The organism is Paenibacillus sp. FSL H7-0737, from assembly GCF_000758545.1.
Classification (GTDB): domain Bacteria; phylum Bacillota; class Bacilli; order Paenibacillales; family Paenibacillaceae; genus Paenibacillus_AQ.
The window spans coordinates 2,097,864-2,113,450 of record NZ_CP009279.1; the positions used below are offsets into that span (position 1 = coordinate 2,097,864).

Annotated in this window: 15 protein-coding genes and 1 tRNA gene; 14 read left to right on the forward strand and 2 right to left on the reverse strand. The window is 45.1% G+C overall.

Annotation, left to right across the window (positions count from 1 at the left end; translation table 11 throughout):
• Nucleotides 1-117 precede the first annotated feature (117 nt).
• On the forward strand, nucleotides 118-987 hold the full coding sequence (locus tag H70737_RS08995; RefSeq protein ID WP_042186532.1) for an SDR family oxidoreductase: 870 nt from the start codon (nucleotides 118-120) through the stop codon (nucleotides 985-987).
• Nucleotides 988-1,075: 88 nt separating this feature from the next.
• On the opposite strand, the gene yfbR is transcribed toward H70737_RS08995, so the two are convergent.
• Nucleotides 1,076-1,681, reverse strand: coding sequence for a 5'-deoxynucleotidase (gene yfbR, locus H70737_RS09000; RefSeq protein WP_156113086.1), 606 nt, complete (start codon nucleotides 1,679-1,681; stop codon nucleotides 1,076-1,078).
• A gap of 102 nt (nucleotides 1,682-1,783) precedes the next feature.
• On the opposite strand from yfbR, the gene H70737_RS09005 reads away from it, so the two are divergent.
• The 11 genes from H70737_RS09005 to H70737_RS09055 all read left to right on the forward strand — a co-directional run bounded on the left by H70737_RS09005 (nucleotide 1,784) and on the right by H70737_RS09055 (nucleotide 14,405).
• Nucleotides 1,784-3,346, forward strand: a complete 1,563-nt coding sequence (locus tag H70737_RS09005; RefSeq protein ID WP_042193545.1) for a fumarate hydratase — start codon at nucleotides 1,784-1,786, stop codon at nucleotides 3,344-3,346.
• Between the two features lie 195 nt (nucleotides 3,347-3,541).
• Nucleotides 3,542-3,928, forward strand: coding sequence for a VOC family protein (locus H70737_RS09010; RefSeq protein ID WP_042186537.1), 387 nt, complete (start codon nucleotides 3,542-3,544; stop codon nucleotides 3,926-3,928).
• Between the two features lie 180 nt (nucleotides 3,929-4,108).
• Complete coding sequence (pnpS, locus tag H70737_RS09015) at nucleotides 4,109-5,905, forward strand: two-component system histidine kinase PnpS (protein WP_042186539.1); 1,797 nt, start codon at nucleotides 4,109-4,111, stop codon at nucleotides 5,903-5,905.
• 109 nt (nucleotides 5,906-6,014) lie between these two features.
• Entirely contained in the window at nucleotides 6,015-6,743 is a 729-nt protein-coding gene (locus H70737_RS09020) for a response regulator transcription factor (RefSeq protein ID WP_042125998.1), read from the forward strand.
• Between the two features lie 199 nt (nucleotides 6,744-6,942).
• The gene (gene pstB / locus H70737_RS09025) at nucleotides 6,943-7,698 is read left to right on the forward strand and encodes a phosphate ABC transporter ATP-binding protein PstB (RefSeq protein ID WP_042186541.1); all 756 of its coding nucleotides are present in this window, start codon (nucleotides 6,943-6,945) and stop codon (nucleotides 7,696-7,698) included.
• A 73-nt stretch (nucleotides 7,699-7,771) separates the two neighbouring features.
• On the forward strand, nucleotides 7,772-8,431 hold the full coding sequence (gene phoU, locus H70737_RS09030) for a phosphate signaling complex protein PhoU (RefSeq protein WP_042186547.1): 660 nt from the start codon (nucleotides 7,772-7,774) through the stop codon (nucleotides 8,429-8,431).
• Nucleotides 8,432-8,806: 375 nt separating this feature from the next.
• Complete coding sequence (gene polA, locus H70737_RS09035; protein WP_042186549.1) at nucleotides 8,807-11,476, forward strand: DNA polymerase I; 2,670 nt, start codon at nucleotides 8,807-8,809, stop codon at nucleotides 11,474-11,476.
• Nucleotides 11,477-11,528: 52 nt separating this feature from the next.
• Entirely contained in the window at nucleotides 11,529-12,365 is an 837-nt protein-coding gene (mutM, locus tag H70737_RS09040) for a DNA-formamidopyrimidine glycosylase (protein WP_042186551.1), read from the forward strand.
• A gap of 127 nt (nucleotides 12,366-12,492) precedes the next feature.
• Nucleotides 12,493-13,239, forward strand: a complete 747-nt coding sequence (locus tag H70737_RS09045) for an MntP/YtaF family protein (protein ID WP_042186553.1) — start codon at nucleotides 12,493-12,495, stop codon at nucleotides 13,237-13,239.
• Nucleotides 13,240-13,248: 9 nt separating this feature from the next.
• Nucleotides 13,249-13,845, forward strand: a complete 597-nt coding sequence (coaE, locus tag H70737_RS09050; RefSeq protein WP_042186560.1) for a dephospho-CoA kinase — start codon at nucleotides 13,249-13,251, stop codon at nucleotides 13,843-13,845.
• Entirely contained in the window at nucleotides 13,842-14,405 is a 564-nt protein-coding gene (locus H70737_RS09055; RefSeq protein WP_042186562.1) for a lytic transglycosylase domain-containing protein, read from the forward strand. The genes coaE and H70737_RS09055 overlap by 4 nt, the downstream gene beginning before the upstream one ends.
• A gap of 79 nt (nucleotides 14,406-14,484) precedes the next feature.
• On the opposite strand, the gene H70737_RS09060 is transcribed toward H70737_RS09055, so the two are convergent.
• The gene (locus H70737_RS09060; RefSeq protein ID WP_042126012.1) at nucleotides 14,485-14,703 is read right to left on the reverse strand and encodes an alpha/beta-type small acid-soluble spore protein; all 219 of its coding nucleotides are present in this window, start codon (nucleotides 14,701-14,703) and stop codon (nucleotides 14,485-14,487) included.
• Between the two features lie 164 nt (nucleotides 14,704-14,867).
• Between H70737_RS09060 and nrdR the strand changes: the two genes are divergently transcribed.
• Nucleotides 14,868-15,344, forward strand: a complete 477-nt coding sequence (nrdR, locus tag H70737_RS09065; protein WP_042126015.1) for a transcriptional regulator NrdR — start codon at nucleotides 14,868-14,870, stop codon at nucleotides 15,342-15,344.
• A 159-nt stretch (nucleotides 15,345-15,503) separates the two neighbouring features.
• Nucleotides 15,504-15,579 (forward strand) — tRNA-Ala (locus H70737_RS09070).
• Nucleotides 15,580-15,587 lie beyond the last annotated feature (8 nt).

A 15,587-nucleotide genomic window follows, 5' to 3' on the forward strand; every position in this document is an offset into this window, starting at 1 on the left:
GTAACTTTTCATACAGCAATTTAAAAAAATGATAAAGCGGGCGTATAAACGTATACGCTTGAGCCATCCTAAGACGATCAGTTAACTATCAATTACTTAACGAGAGGAGCTAGGATTATGTCAAACGACAAGCAAGCTACGAAAACCTTACCCCCGCAAGAACAGCATCATCAGCCAGGAATTGAGAGCGAAATGAAGCCGTTGCCGAAATATGAGCCGGCTAATTATAAGGCGGCAGGTAAATTGCAGGGCAAGGCGGCACTTATTACTGGAGGAGACAGCGGGATCGGACGGGCAGTGGCTGTTCTTTTTGCAAAAGAAGGCGCCGATGTAGTTATTTCATATCTGAATGAACACTCTGATGCAGAGGAAACGAAACGCCAGGTGGAGCAGGAAGGTCGCAAATGCATTCTGATTCCAGGAGATATTGGTGTGGAAACCTTCTGTAAAGATCTCATTAAACAGACGGTAGAGGGCCTCGGGAAACTGGATATTCTCATCAATAACGCGGCGGAGCAACATCCACAAGCTAAGATTGAGGATATTACGTCCGAGCAGCTAGAGCGTACATTCCGTACGAATATTTTTGCAATGTTTTATTTGACCAAAGCGGCTATGCCTCATCTGAAAGCAGGATCAGCAATCATTAATACGACTTCGATTACCGCTTATCGTGGTAGTCCACAATTACTGGACTACTCTTCAACGAAAGGAGCCATTCTGAGCTTCACGCGTTCCTTATCTACGAATCTGGCAGAGAAAGGCATTCGGGTAAATGGCGTTGCTCCGGGTCCAATTTGGACACCGCTTATTCCATCTACTTTTGATGCAAAACAGGTTAGTGAGTTCGGCGGTACGCAGCCTATGAAGCGACCGGGACAACCGGAGGAGCTGGCCCCAGCTTATGTATATCTAGCCTCCGATGATTCGAGTTATGTGACCGGACAGGTTATCCATGTAAATGGTGGCGAGGTCGTAAACGGGTAGATGCTCAGCCAACCAAACCTAGATACTTATATAAAAAGCTCTAATTCAGGGTTAGCCGAATTAGAGCTTTTTGTATTGATCTTGGGATTTAGTTTCCAGCAGACAGCTCATCGAGCGACATTTCAAAACTCGGAGCCATATGAGTGAGGAAATAATCTACTTCCTGTAAGCCGAGTCCGCGTAGCTTCGCACCTGTCTGCTCTTTCGCCGCTGCGAATTCACGGTTGCCCGCAGCAACCTCCCAGACACACTTTAGGTAAGCATCCAGTCGATCGGCTGCTTTAACGTAGCTGTGCAGGAGAACGTCCTCCGAATCGGGAGAACTGTCTTCTGGCTGCATGAGCTGCGTGTAAATGCCCTGAAGCTCGGGAGGAATCATACCGGTCAAGCGTTCCGCAGCAATTCTTTCCATTTCGCGGAAGTTGGTAAGTAGCCGAGGATTATTGTATTTCACTGGTGTGGCAATATCACCCGTGAACACTTCGCTGGCATCATGGAACAGGGCCATAGTTGCTGCTCTTTCAGCGTTTAATGAACGTCCATAATGAATATTACCAATGGAACAGAGCATATGTGTGAGCAGAGCTACATGGAAAGAATGCTCTGCAACGTTCTCAGGTGCGGTGCTGCGCATTAGGCTCCAGCGCTGAATATATTGAAGCCGATATAAATAGGCGGAAAAATGGTAGTTCAATTTTAAAGTAACCCCTTTCATGAGCTGCTAGGTATGATATTATTATACTAATTGTATCAGACTTTTGATAATCTGGATCTGCTGAGAGGAGCTTGAATGAATATGCAGCATTTTGAAGACAGCATTTATAATCTAATTGTTGAAACGTCCACGAACTTGCCGGGTGATGTACGCCGGGCGGTCGCCAAGGGTCGCGCACTAGAGGACAGAGCTACCCGGTCAGGTCTTGCGTTAACTACGATTGCTCAAAATATCGGAATGGCTGAGCAGCAAGTATCACCGATCTGTCAGGATACGGGAATGCCTACATTTATCATTCACACACCTGTGGGAATCAATCAGATTGAGATGAAAAAAGATATTCACAACGCCATTGTACGGGCGACCAAGAATGGTAAGCTTCGCCCAAATTCTGTAGATTCATTGACAGGTGAGAACAGCGGAGATAATTTGGGAGCAGGGACACCGGTCATTCATTTTGAACAATGGGAAGAGGAAAAAATAGATGTCAGACTGATTCTGAAGGGTGGCGGCTGCGAGAATAAGAATATTCAATACAGCCTTCCAGCAGAATTAGAAGGATTGGGCAAGGCAGGCCGTGATCTGGACGGAATTCGTAAATGTATTTTACATGCTGTTTATCAGGCACAAGGGCAAGGCTGTAGCGCTGGTTTTATTGGTGTTGGTATCGGCGGCGACCGCACAACTGGCTATGAGCTGGCTAAGAAGCAGCTGTTCCGCAAAGTGGAAGATGTTAATCCAATAGAGGATCTCAGCAAGCTGGAAGACTATATCATGGAGAATGCCAATAAGTTGGGTATTGGAACGATGGGCTTTGGTGGGGAAGTTTCGCTGCTTGGTTGTAAGGTCGGCGTAATGAATCGTTTGCCAGCCAGCTTTTTCGTATCTGTTGCCTACAACTGTTGGGCTTTCCGTCGCCAAGGTGTGCTGGTTGATCCGTCAACAGGAAATATAGAGGACTGGTTGTACGAGAGTGGTACAGGGATTTCGGTTGATGATGGACGGGACCAGGCGTCGGAAACGGAAGTGGCGGATGCAGGTGAAGACAATGCAGCTACTGGATCTCGCGAAGTCCACCTGACTACACCGATTAGTGAAGAGGATATCCGTAGTTTACGAGTTGGGGATGTAGTGATTTTATCCGGTGAAATGCATACGGGCCGCGACGCACTTCATAAATATCTAATGGATCATGAGGCTCCGGTGGATTTGAACGGTGCAGTTATCTATCACTGTGGTCCTGTAATGATGAAGGACGAGGAAGGCTGGCATGTTAAAGCAGCGGGTCCGACTACTAGTATCCGTGAAGAGCCCTATCAAGGCGATATTATCAAAAAATTTGGAATTCGTGCCGTAATCGGAAAAGGTGGAATGGGTCCTAAAACGTTAAAAGCTCTTCAGGAGCACGGGGGCGTATATCTCAATGCGATTGGTGGCGCTGCACAGTATTATGCGGAATGCATCAAGAAGGTAAATGCTGTTGATTTTATGGAATTTGGCATTCCTGAAGCAATGTGGCATTTGGATGTGGATGGTTTCGCTGCTATTGTAACGATGGATGCCCATGGCAACAGTCTGCACGCAGATGTAGAGAAAGATTCCGCAGCAAAATTAACTCAGTTTAAAGAACCTGTATTTAAATAAGTCGGGTACAGTCCGGTGAAATAGTCATATAGTGGGGACATCCGCTGCTATGGCTTTTTCTCCGGTTTTATCGAAAATATAAGAATTTATATGTTCCACGCTATAATTTATCCTTATATTCCTCGTGTAATCACTTAGCGTCTATATAGATAGGGACGCCGAAGGTGTTTATGCTTGTCTAAAGGAGGTTTACGAATGGTGCCACATTATATTAGAAATGGTCTTCTTAACGTTACTCCGTATTTTATCGTGGCTGGTGCAGATCAATTGATTGATTTTGTTGTGAACTGCTTTGATGCAAGAATTAATGATATGCTGCGGAATGATGAAGGCAAGATTAGACATGCAGAACTTAGAATAGGAGATTCGATCATCGAGGTTTCCGAGGCTAATGAGAAATATTCACCAGTACAGCTCGCTATTCATCTATATGTAAGAAATGTGGATGAGACCTTTCGTAAGTGCTTGGATGCCGGGGCATCCATCATTGAAGAACCATTAGATAAGCCTTATGGGGAAAGAGGAGCGGGTATTAGAGATACTCAGGGCAATCAGTGGTTTCTTGCAACCTGTATAGAATGAAATCATGATATTTTACAAAAGTAATACAAAGTAACAGTCCAGAGATAATCAACTTGGGCTGTTATTTTTATATAATCTATTATAGTAGGGATTTATGTCACGAAAATAGTCGCACTGGTTTTTTGATGAAAATGAAGTTAGGATAAAAGATACAATGAAAAAGGGAGAGGCACACTTCAGATGAAACCGTTTCGCGCTCGTCTTACGTTTATACTTATGGCCTTAATCGGTATTTCCATGATTGGCACTGGATTTACGATGGCTCATCTGTTTAAGAGCTCCCATATAGCTGCTCTCGAAGAGAACATGTCCCGGGAAATAAATCTACTCGCAGGTACATTGGAATTTGTAGATATGGACGCCTCCAATTCCATTCCGTATTACACGGAGCAGGCAGAGCATATCGCCAAGCTTCTGGATTCCCGGATTACTTTTATTAGTAAGTCAGGCAAAGTTTTAGGGGATTCAGAGAAAAATCCTCTGGAGATGGACAATCACGCCAATCGTGAAGAGGAGATTGTTGCGGCTAAAGAGGGGACTGGACGAGCCATTCGTTACAGCGAAACTTTAGATCGCGAGATGTTATATGTAGCCGAGCGGGTGACCTCAGATCATGGTTTTGACGGTTACATTCGGGTCTCTATGGGACTGGATGCAGTAACGGAAGGGCTTAACCGTGCTTGGATGATTATGGCTGGGGGGTTAGTTATTTTGTTCCTGGCAGCAACTATTGTCAGCTACAAAGTGGCATCGAGCATGACTTCACCGCTTGAACAAATCACGAGAGTCGCGCGGCGTATTACAGATCTTGATTATGATGCAAGAGTCCATTTGAAGCGTAAAGATGAGGTCGGGCAGCTGGCGACAGCAATAAATGCCATGGCTGACAGTCTTCAAGCTCAGCTTAAGACTATTCGTGATAATGAGGATCTGCTGCAAAGCGTACTGGACAATATGACTGGCGGCATCATAATGATCAATGCGGACGAAGAAATTGCCCTGCTGAACCGAGCCTCAGAGCGGATGCTGGATGTTAGCAACAGTGAAATGGCGGGTCATTCGTACAAGGAGCTAAAGCGTCATTATGAGTTAACACGTCTGCTTGAAGAAGGGGTATCGAATAAAGAACCGCTCCATGAAGAACGAAGTATTTACAATCCGAGAGAGCGGATTGTACGTATGGACGCAGTACCTATGATCCAGGACGGGACGTATAGAGGCATGCTCTTCCTGCTGCAGGAAGTAACAGAGATTCGTCGCCTGGAGCGGATGCGAAGTGAATTTGTCGCTAACGTATCCCATGAATTGAAGACGCCGGTTGCCGCTGTTAAAGGATTTGCCGAGACCTTGCTGGGTGGTGGGGTTAAGGATGAGAAGACAGCCCGTTCCTTCTTGCAAATTATTTATGATGAGAACGAACGCTTAAATCGATTGATTGGAGATATTCTGGAATTATCTAAAATCGAATCTAAACGTGTGCAGCTCGATTGCTCACCTGTTCATATCATTGAATTCTTTGATTCCGTGCTGGGAACCATTAGCAAAGTGGCTGAGAAGAAAAGTATTAGTCTTAACGTAGAGGTTCCTGAGGAGCTGTTCATTGAGGCCGATGAAGATAAACTACGTCAAATTTTTATGAATCTGCTCTCCAATGCGATTAATTACACGCATGAAGGGGGTAGCGTAAAAGTCTACGTTAAGAATATACTGAAGCCAGATGGTTCTGAGAATGTCCAATTTACCGTTACCGATACAGGGATGGGAATTCCCAAAAAGGATCTGCCGCGCATTTTCGAACGTTTTTATCGAGTGGATAAAGCAAGATCAAGAAGTTCCGGTGGAACGGGGCTGGGACTGTCTATTGTGAAGCACTTGATAGATCTGCACCATGGTGTGATTTCGGTTAAAAGTGATCTGGGGATCGGAAGTTCATTTATTATTGAGTTGCCGCTCTTGCAGGAAGAAAAGGTGGATTAGATTTTTGTAAATTCACCTTATCGATTTTACACCAAGTTAACATTGTGGTGATATGATTGTTTTGTTGTTGCTTTGTAAAAATCAAACTATATGGAAGACGGGGGAACCTATGGCTCAACGATTGCTTGTCATTGAAGACGAACCGACACTGGCCCGGCTGCTGTCCTATAACTTAACGCAGGAAGGTTACGAGGTAACAGTAGAGGATCATGGTACGGCAGGATATGATCGTGCGACGAGGGAACCTTTTGACTTGATCGTATTAGATCTGATGTTGCCAGGTATGAATGGCATTGACATCCTTGATAAATTGCGTGGACAAGGTATCCGTACACCTATTATTGTGTTGACCGCCAAAAATGCGGAAGAAGATGTTGTTAGAGGTCTGAAATCAGGTGCTGATGATTATATAACCAAACCATTCGGCGTCTCTGAACTGCTCGCTAGAGTAAGTGCTGTACTTCGGAGGATTTCTGGACTTGCTGAGGAAGCACCGACAGAAACACCTATCTCTGCTTCTACCATTATTTTAGGTCAATTAGAGATTTACCCTGAGAGATATGAAGTCTCCCTCGGTGGTCATAGTATTAACTTACGGCCTAAAGAGTTCGAAGTGCTATTATATTTGGCTCGTAAGCCAGGGGTTGTGTTGACGAGAGATGATCTCATGAATGCTGTATGGGGCTTTGATTATATTGGTGGGCAGCGTACGGTGGACGTGCATGTAAGTTCACTTCGTAAAAAGCTTGAGCTGGATCCAGAATCCGTTCATATCGATTCGATTCGAGGCGTAGGCTATAAATTAGTGGTTAATAAAAAAAGAGCTCCGGTCATTTAGAGTGACTGGAGTTCTATTTTTTCTATACTTTTCATAAATAAGAAATGCTCGGAGTACTAGTTGGCTTCTGGGGAAATACTGTGATGTGGACCCATTCATCTCACTGATTTTACATTGCGTTAACATTTCTCTCCAACTGTATTTACACTAAAAGCTTATCATGGAGATCGAAGATGATGAGAAGGAGACGTAAACACTAATGAAATCCATCATTGACATAGAGAATCTTGATCTCTACTATGAGTCGTTCCACGCACTGAAGAATGTGAATCTGCAAATCCCGGAGAAACAGGTTACCGCTTTTATTGGACCTTCCGGTTGCGGGAAATCCACGTTGCTTCGCACATTGAATCGTATGAATGATATGATTCCTGGCACACGTATAGAAGGAACTGTAAACATCGGTGGCAAAAATATTTATAGTGATGAGGTAGAGGTGGAAAGCCTGCGTAAGCAGGTCGGTATGGTGTTTCAACAGCCGAATCCTTTTCCTAAGTCGATTTACGACAATGTAGCTTACGGTCCCCGTTTACACGGCATCCGTTCCAAAAGTGAACTGGATGAGATCGTAGAAAAAAGCTTGCGTCACTCCGCCCTATGGGAGGAAGTGAAAGATTTTCTGAAGAAATCTGCCCTTAGCTTGTCTGGTGGACAGCAGCAGCGGCTTTGTATTGCTAGAGCGTTAGCGGTACAGCCTGATATTCTGCTAATGGATGAGGCAACCTCTGCGCTCGACCCTGTATCCACTCTCAAGATAGAAGAGCTTGTTCAGGAACTAAGAAGTGAGTATACCATTGTTATGGTAACTCATAACATGCATCAGGCCGCACGTGTATCCGGTCGAACCGTGTTTTTCTTAAATGGTGTAATTGTAGAGGCGGCGGACACAGAGGTGCTTTTCTCGAACCCTAAAGATTCCCGCACTGAAGATTATATTTCCGGACGTTTCGGCTGATCAGATTTAAAAGGGTGTTCGTCCCTGGAAATGGCAAGCTGACCATACGTTAATGAGGAGGATCGCTCTTATTATGATTCGCAGAAAAGAATTTGATAAAGACTTGGAAGAGCTGCGCAGTCTGCTGCAGCAGATGGGTGAGCATGTTAAGGATGCTCTTGAAGGTGCAATTAATGCATTACAAAATCTAGATACAACGCTCGCACAGGAAGTCGTTGAAGCGGATTTACAGCTGAATGCCATGGAAGATAAAATCATGGAAATTGGCTCACGCTTAATTATTACGCAGCAGCCCGTAGCTAAAGATTTGCGCCGCATTATCGTTGCCTTCAAAATATCAAGCGATTTGGAACGCATGGGGGATCTGGCGATTGATGTAGCTAAGGCGACCATGCGTCTTCAAGGCCAACAGCTGATTAAGCCCCTTGTAGACATTCCTCGTATGGCTGAAATCGTGACAATTATGATCGATGAGGCGATCCAGTCTTACCTGGATGAGAACACTGATCTGGCTTATAAAATGGCACAGGATGATGATCAGGTCGATCAATTGTATGGTGCGATGATCAATGAGTTGTATTCTTATATGGTAACAAAGCCGGAGACAGTATCCCAAGCTATGTTATTGACACTGGTAGGCCGATATATCGAACGGATTGGCGATCACGCTACTAACATTGGTGAAAGCGTAGTTTACCTGGTTACCGGTAGTCGTCCAGATTTGAATGAATAGTTTTGATTCAAAAGATGTTTGGTACTTGTCGTAACTGCGGAGAATGTTTGGACTTCCGGCCGCTGTTGTCTCCAGATTTCTTGATTTTATACCGCTTTTTATGGTTGAAATCCGGAGACAAAGGCGGGCGCTTCGCTCCTACAGTTCCAAACTTCTCCTCCATTACTATCGTACCTTCACATCTTTTGTGTTTTTAGGTAAATGAAAGTAGCCGTCCTTTTATAAGGGCGGCTACTTGTTGTATTCCCCCATATTAGCTCTTAATGTTACTAACATTTCAGCTAATCCCATTGTTTAAGTTGGTATAGCCGTTTCTACTTGGACAGGCCATATGTTAAGATGTAAGAAGTAAGCATGAAAAAGGCGAGGTGCACTATGGACAAGTTGATACTTATAGATGGAAATAATATTATTTACCGCGCATTTTTCGCGATGCCTCCGCTAACGAATACAGCAGGGCAACAGACGAACGCGGTGTACGGTTTCACAACGATGCTGCTCCGTTTAATTGAAGAACACAAGCCGACACATATGATTGTTGCCTTCGATGCAGGAAAAGTCACATTTCGGCATGAAGGTTATGAGGATTATAAAGGCGGTCGGCAAAAGACACCTCCCGAGCTCTCCGAGCAGTTTCCACTGCTGAAAGATTTGCTCAGAAATCTGGGTGTACCGCAGTTTGAAATTGGCAATTATGAGGCCGATGATATTATTGGAACCATTTCTCGCCAAGCAGATGAAGCAGGCCGGCAGGTTATGATCGTGTCGGGAGACAAGGATATGCTTCAATTGGCTTCCGAACATACGACCGTTGCGTTGATCCGCAAAGGAGTTACTGAGGTTGAGCTTTATGGACCAGAACAAATTCGTGAGAAATATGATTTAACACCCGAGCAGATCATCGACCTTAAGGGACTGATGGGTGATGCGAGTGATAACATTCCGGGCGTTCCGGGTGTTGGTGAGAAAACAGCGCTCAAGCTGTTGCATCAATTCGGATCGGTTGAAGGTGTATTAGCAGGAACCGGTGAGCTTAAAGGTAAAATGAAAGAAAAACTGGAAGCACACGCGGAAGACGCTGTCATGAGTAAGAAACTGGCAACCATCTATCGTGAAGTGCCTCTTGAGCATTCGTGGGAAGATATGATCTTTAATGGAATTTCTGCGGATACAGCAGGACCCGCACTCGCAAAATTAGAATTCAAATCACTTCTGGAAAGGTTGTCACTTAGTGCCTATGCTCCAGTAGCTGATGGAGAAGAGGGTGCAGCGGAAGTAGAAGCTGCTACACTCGATATTTCGATCGTGAGTGAAGATGAACTTGAGGCGCTAAATGAAGCGCTCCCTAGTATTTCGGCACTGCATGTAGAATCCAATGGGGATAATCCGCATCGTGCCGAGGTGATCGGGGTAGGGCTATCTACTCTGGAGCGACATTATTATGTGCCGTTTGAATTACTACAGAAACCAGCGGCTGCGAAGCTACGTGACTGGTTAGGAGATGAGAAGGCTCCGAAGAGCGGATATGATCTTCACCGTGCTGATTTGGCACTGCATTGGCAGGGGATTGCTTTTGCAGGTGCAGCCCATGATGTGCAGCTAGCGGCTTATTTGCTGGATCCCACGGAAGCTAATCAGAACCTAAACGATCTCGCTACGAAATACGGCTTGCCAAGATTGTCACCTGATGAAGATGTATTTGGTAAAGGCGCCAAATATAAGATTCCTGAGCTTGAAATCTTAGGAAATCACGTCGCACGTAAGAGTGCTGCGGTACTTGGCATCGCCCAGAAACAACAGCAGGAATTGATTGAAACGGCGATGACCGGACTGTTCGAGGATCTCGAAATGCCATTATCACGTATTCTTGCGGATATGGAGAAACAGGGGATTGCAGTCAACGAAGGGGATCTTAAAGAATTAGGAAAAGAATTCGAAGCTCAGATTTCAAAGCTGGTCACCGAAATTTATGAAATTTGTGGCACAGAGTTTAATTTGAATTCACCTAAGCAGTTGGGCGAGATCTTATTTGTAAAACTGGGTCTTCCTGTCGTCAAGAAGACGAAGACCGGATATTCAACAGACGCAGAGGTGCTGGAAAAGTTAGCACCGTATCACGATGTGGTACGTTTGATTCTACAATATCGCACGATTGCCAAATTGCAATCCACCTATGTAGAGGGGCTACTCAAGGAAATTTCCCCGAAAACAGGGAAGGTGCATACATTCTATCGGCAGACGATTGCTGCGACAGGACGGCTTAGCAGCCAATTTCCGAACCTGCAGAACATTCCAATCCGCTTAGAAGAAGGACGTAAAATCCGTAAAGTGTTTGTTCCATCCGAACCGGGCTGGTCCATTCTGGCGGCGGACTATTCGCAGATTGAACTACGGGTACTTGCGCACATCTCCGGTGATGAGCGGATGAAGGAAGCTTTTCTCCATGATATGGATATTCACACGAAGACAGCGATGGATGTATTTGGAGTTACCGCCGATCAGGTTGATAGCAATATGCGTCGTGCTGCTAAAGCCGTTAACTTTGGTATCGTGTACGGAATCAGTGATTATGGTCTGTCGCAGAACTTGAATATTCCTCGCAAAGAAGCCGCTCAATTTATTGAGCAGTATTTTGAGGTATACCAAGGTGTACGTCGATATATGGATGATATTGTAGTTGATGCAAGGAAACATGGTTATGTAACCACGCTGCTGGAACGCCGTCGTTACTTGCCTGAGATTAATGCGAAGAACTTTAATCTACGTTCTTTTGCGGAACGTACAGCAATGAACACACCTATACAAGGAACTGCCGCTGATATTATTAAGCTGGCGATGGTGCATATGGACAAGGCTCTATTTGAGCGTGGGCTAAAGAGCCGTATGTTGCTTCAGGTACATGATGAGCTTGTATTCGAGGTGCCAGAGGATGAAATGGAGCTTATGAAGACGCTTTTGCCGGAAGTAATGGGTGGAGCATTGCAGTTATCGGTGCCGCTTAAAGCAGAGGTAAGTTTTGGCAGCAACTGGTACGAAGCGAAATAGGCTCCCTTTAAGGTGTGCATATCAGCTATAATGTAGTTGAGGTGAAGACATCATGCCGGAATTACCGGAAGTAGAGACAGTCAAGAGAACACTGAATGATTTAGTCAATGGAAAGCAGATAGAGAGTGTAACCGTCCGGTTGGCCCGGATTATTCAGCGGCCGGATGATATTCAGGCTTTTGCCAACCTGCTCGCAGGTCATAGCATTGTTAATGTTGAACGAAGAGGGAAATTTTTGCGCATCGTGTTAGACGGTCTGGTGCTGGTATCTCATTTACGGATGGAGGGCCGTTACGGACTTTTTTCGAACGAAGATCCACTGGACAAGCATACGCATGTGATATTCCATTTTACCGATGGCACTGAGCTGCGTTACACGGATGTTCGTCAGTTTGGTACAATGCATCTTTTTCAGATTGGTGAAGACCTCCAACTGCCTCCTCTTAATAAGCTAGGACAGGAGCCGCTGGAGCCATCCTTTACGCCGGAGAGGTTTAAGCAGATTGTATCAGGCAAAAGCACAAAAATTAAATCGCTGCTGCTGAATCAGGAATATATCGTCGGCATAGGTAATATTTATGTAGATGAGTCGTTACATCGTGCAGGGATACATCCTGAAGTCAGCGCCAAAGACCTTTCGGACGAGCAACTTGATCAGCTGCATCACGCTATTGTCAGTACGCTGACGGAAGCGGTAAACGCTGGTGGTTCGTCTGTAAAATCATATGTGAATGGTCAAGGTGAGAGCGGCACTTATCAGCAGCAGCTGTTGATTTACGGTCGTAAAGATCAGCCGTGTAACCACTGTGGAACGATGATTGAGAAAACGGTTGTAGGTGGCCGCGGCACGCATTATTGTCCAAGCTGTCAGCGTAAGGTTGAAAACTGAAGAAGTAATTAGGTTGGCACCCACTACTTGTCCCGCCCATATACTGTGTGAAGAATGCTTAATAGAGAACGGAAGCTGAATGAAGTGTATTCTGCAGTGTTCCGGTTCTTCACAGGAGGGATTGCGGGTGCTCAGCCCATTTTTTTCACTAATATTACTAGCTTTTGCTTTGAGTTTGGATGGTTTTGGCGTTGGTATTACATATGGACTGCGTAAAATGAAAATACCATTGCTCTCCATTCTGATTATCTCGCTTTGTTCGGGGGTAGTTATCTGTGTATCTATGCAAGTGGGTGTTCTGCTTGCCAAGGTAGTGTCTCCACATGCAGCTTCTGAGGTTGGCGCTGTTATACTCGTGCTAATGGGGTGCTGGTCGCTCGTCCAGATGTTAATGCAGAAAGAGAAGGAACAGACAGGTGAGCGTAAAGTAGGTAGTGAAGAAAATGTGCTATCCACAGAAGCTCGGGCAGAGGTAGCTGTTGATACTGAAGATGTTGTAGAACAGGTTACCATGGCTCCTGAGCAGGCAAAGTCGGCTGTCTTTTCCCTTGAGTTACGACGATTGGGGATTGTTGTACAGATCTTACGTACTCCGTCTTCTGCAGATATGGATGATTCCGGGAGTATTTCTTCGATGGAGGCTATGCTGCTCGGGATTGCCCTCTCTCTAGATGCTTTTGGAGCTGGACTTGGCGCAGCATTGCTGGGGTTCGATCCGATATGGACATCACTTACAATTGCTCTGTTTAGTGGTACATTTCTATTGCTGGGCATGAAGACTGGATTAAGATTCGCCGGGAACTACTGGATGAAGCATGCTGCTGCACTACCCGCGTTATTATTAATTACAATGGGAATACTGAAGCTATTATGAGGTGAGTACATGATTATTGGCTTAACCGGAGGCATTGCATCCGGAAAAAGCACGGTGTCCGCACTGCTTGTGAGCAAGGGAGCGAGGCTGGTTGACGCGGATGTGATCGCCAGAGAAGTTATGCTCCCCGGTCATGAGGTGCTGGCTGCGGCTGTGAAACAATTCGGAAGCGAGATCCTCTCTTCGGATGGCACACTGAATAGGGGCAAGCTGGGGGACATTGTATTTCAAAACCCGGCGGCCCTGCAAGCCCTGAACAATCTGACGCATCCCGCAATCCGGCGGGAGATTAAAGAACGTATGAACAGCATGGAGGAAGAAGATCCAAAGAAGTTAACAATTGTGGATATCCCTCTTCTTTTCGAATCAGGACTCGAGAACATGTTCCATGAAATACTGGTGGTTTACGTGCCTCGTGAAGTGCAAATCGCTCGATTAATGGAACGTAACGGACTTTCTATAGAACAAGCAGAAGCACGCTTAAATGCACAGATGGATATTGAAGCGAAGCGTAACAAAGCGGACTATATCATTGACAACAGTGGCGAACTTGCGCACACTGAGCAACAGGTTGCTGTTCTTTGGGACAGGCTGGGCTTATCATGAAATGGTTACGTAAAAAAAGAGTCCTTCTTCTGTTATTCATTGGTTTTACTGCGATATTGTTTCTGAGTACGAACTGGATGTCCTGGTTTTATCCGATCCATTATAAAGATGAGATCCGTAAGCACAGCGTTACGTACGATATTGACCCATTTCTAGTGGCTTCGATTATCCGAGTGGAAACGAACTTCAAAACTGGACGAGAATCCAGAAAAGGTGCTATAGGTTTAATGCAGCTTATGCCGGATACCGCCAAATGGGCCCTTGAAAAGGCCAAGCTTCCTGATGTTTCTATGGAGGAGCTAAAGCATGAACCATCAGCAAATATTGAATTAGGTACCTGGTATCTTTCAACATTATCCCGTCAATTCGAAGGTAAACCTACAGCGGTTATCGCTGCATATAATGCTGGACCGGGTAAAGTTCAAAAATGGCTGGATGAGGGGATCTGGGATGGAACGGATGCTACGATTAAGGATATTCCGTTTGGTGAAACCCGCCATTATGTACAGCGCGTCAACTATTACTATGATCAGTACACGGATATTTACAACGAATTCTAAAACCGTGTTATGTATAAAAAGAAGCATTAAACGATCTTGCGATCGTTTAATACTTCTTCAGTAAGCTTATGTGGACAGGTTATTTGTATTGACCTGCCAATTGTTGTTCTGCCAGGGTTACAAGACGTTTAGTGATGTAACCACCGATCGAACCATTTTCATAAGAAGTTTTATTGCCTTGGTAACCATCTGGGGAAAGCGTGATTCCGAGTTCTTGGGCAACTTCATATTTAAGTTGTTCCAAAGCACCACGGGAATTTGGAGCTACAAGGTTATTGGAGCTGTTGTTTTGGCTCATTGCTGTTCACCTCCTCTGTTGGTAACTGTATTATGTGCCGGACTTGCCATAATCATTACAATAAAAAAACGGTGATTTCTGGAAAAAATGAAATAGCCCTTTAAAAGCCGGATGTTTAACATACCGGGACTAAAAACATTATGTAATAGGAAGTGATGAAGCTTATGAAATGCCCTTACTGCGATCACACAAATACTAAAGTGCTCGACTCGCGACCAGCGAATGAGAATAAGTCCATCCGCCGCAGGCGTGAATGTGAGCGTTGCAGCAAACGGTTTACAACCTTTGAAATGATCGAGGAAACACCGTTAATCGTGATCAAAAAAGACGGCAGCCGCGAGGAGTTCAGCCGTGATAAAATACTGCGTGGTCTTATCCGTGCTTGCGAGAAACGCCCCGTCTCTGTAGAACGTCTAGAGAAGATCGTCTCTGAGGTAGAGAAATCCCTACGCGGTATCGCCGTAGCTGAGGTGGAGAGCCAACAGATCGGTGAATTGGTTATGGAGCAGCTCTATCCAGTAGATGAAGTCGCCTATGTTCGCTTTGCATCCGTATACCGCCAGTTCAAGGATATTAACATGTTTATGAAGGAACTGAAGGGTCTGTTATCTAAGAGCACCGGAGATCTGGACAGATTGTAGAGTTGTGGCTAGTCTAATGACTAAAAAAAGTGTTGACAGCGAAGGCGATTTTTTATATTATATAGGAGTCGCCTACGGCGCTTGGATTTGTCAAAATGACTTAAATACACCGAACTAAATTTTAGAATGTGTGATTACATACATCTGAAAATTACGTTTGGGGCCATAGCTCAGCTGGGAGAGCGCATCGCTGGCAGCGATGAGGTCAGGGGTTCGATCCCCCTTGGCTCCACCAAACTTCAT

Coding starts and splice junctions, on each gene's coding strand:
- H70737_RS09010 (WP_042186537.1), top strand. CDS start 3,542: ATGGTGCCACATTATATTAGAAATGGTCTTCTTAACGTTACTCCGTAT.
- H70737_RS09020 (WP_042125998.1), top strand. CDS start 6,015: ATGGCTCAACGATTGCTTGTCATTGAAGACGAACCGACACTGGCCCGG.
- H70737_RS09005 (WP_042193545.1), top strand. CDS start 1,784: ATGCAGCATTTTGAAGACAGCATTTATAATCTAATTGTTGAAACGTCC.
- H70737_RS08995 (WP_042186532.1), top strand. CDS start 118: ATGTCAAACGACAAGCAAGCTACGAAAACCTTACCCCCGCAAGAACAG.
- coaE (WP_042186560.1), top strand. CDS start 13,249: ATGATTATTGGCTTAACCGGAGGCATTGCATCCGGAAAAAGCACGGTG.
- nrdR (WP_042126015.1), top strand. CDS start 14,868: ATGAAATGCCCTTACTGCGATCACACAAATACTAAAGTGCTCGACTCG.
- pstB (WP_042186541.1), top strand. CDS start 6,943: ATGAAATCCATCATTGACATAGAGAATCTTGATCTCTACTATGAGTCG.
- phoU (WP_042186547.1), top strand. CDS start 7,772: ATGATTCGCAGAAAAGAATTTGATAAAGACTTGGAAGAGCTGCGCAGT.
- pnpS (WP_042186539.1), top strand. CDS start 4,109: ATGAAACCGTTTCGCGCTCGTCTTACGTTTATACTTATGGCCTTAATC.
- H70737_RS09060 (WP_042126012.1), bottom strand. CDS start 14,703: ATGAGCCAAAACAACAGCTCCAATAACCTTGTAGCTCCAAATTCCCGT.
- H70737_RS09055 (WP_042186562.1), top strand. CDS start 13,842: ATGAAATGGTTACGTAAAAAAAGAGTCCTTCTTCTGTTATTCATTGGT.
- polA (WP_042186549.1), top strand. CDS start 8,807: ATGGACAAGTTGATACTTATAGATGGAAATAATATTATTTACCGCGCA.
- mutM (WP_042186551.1), top strand. CDS start 11,529: ATGCCGGAATTACCGGAAGTAGAGACAGTCAAGAGAACACTGAATGAT.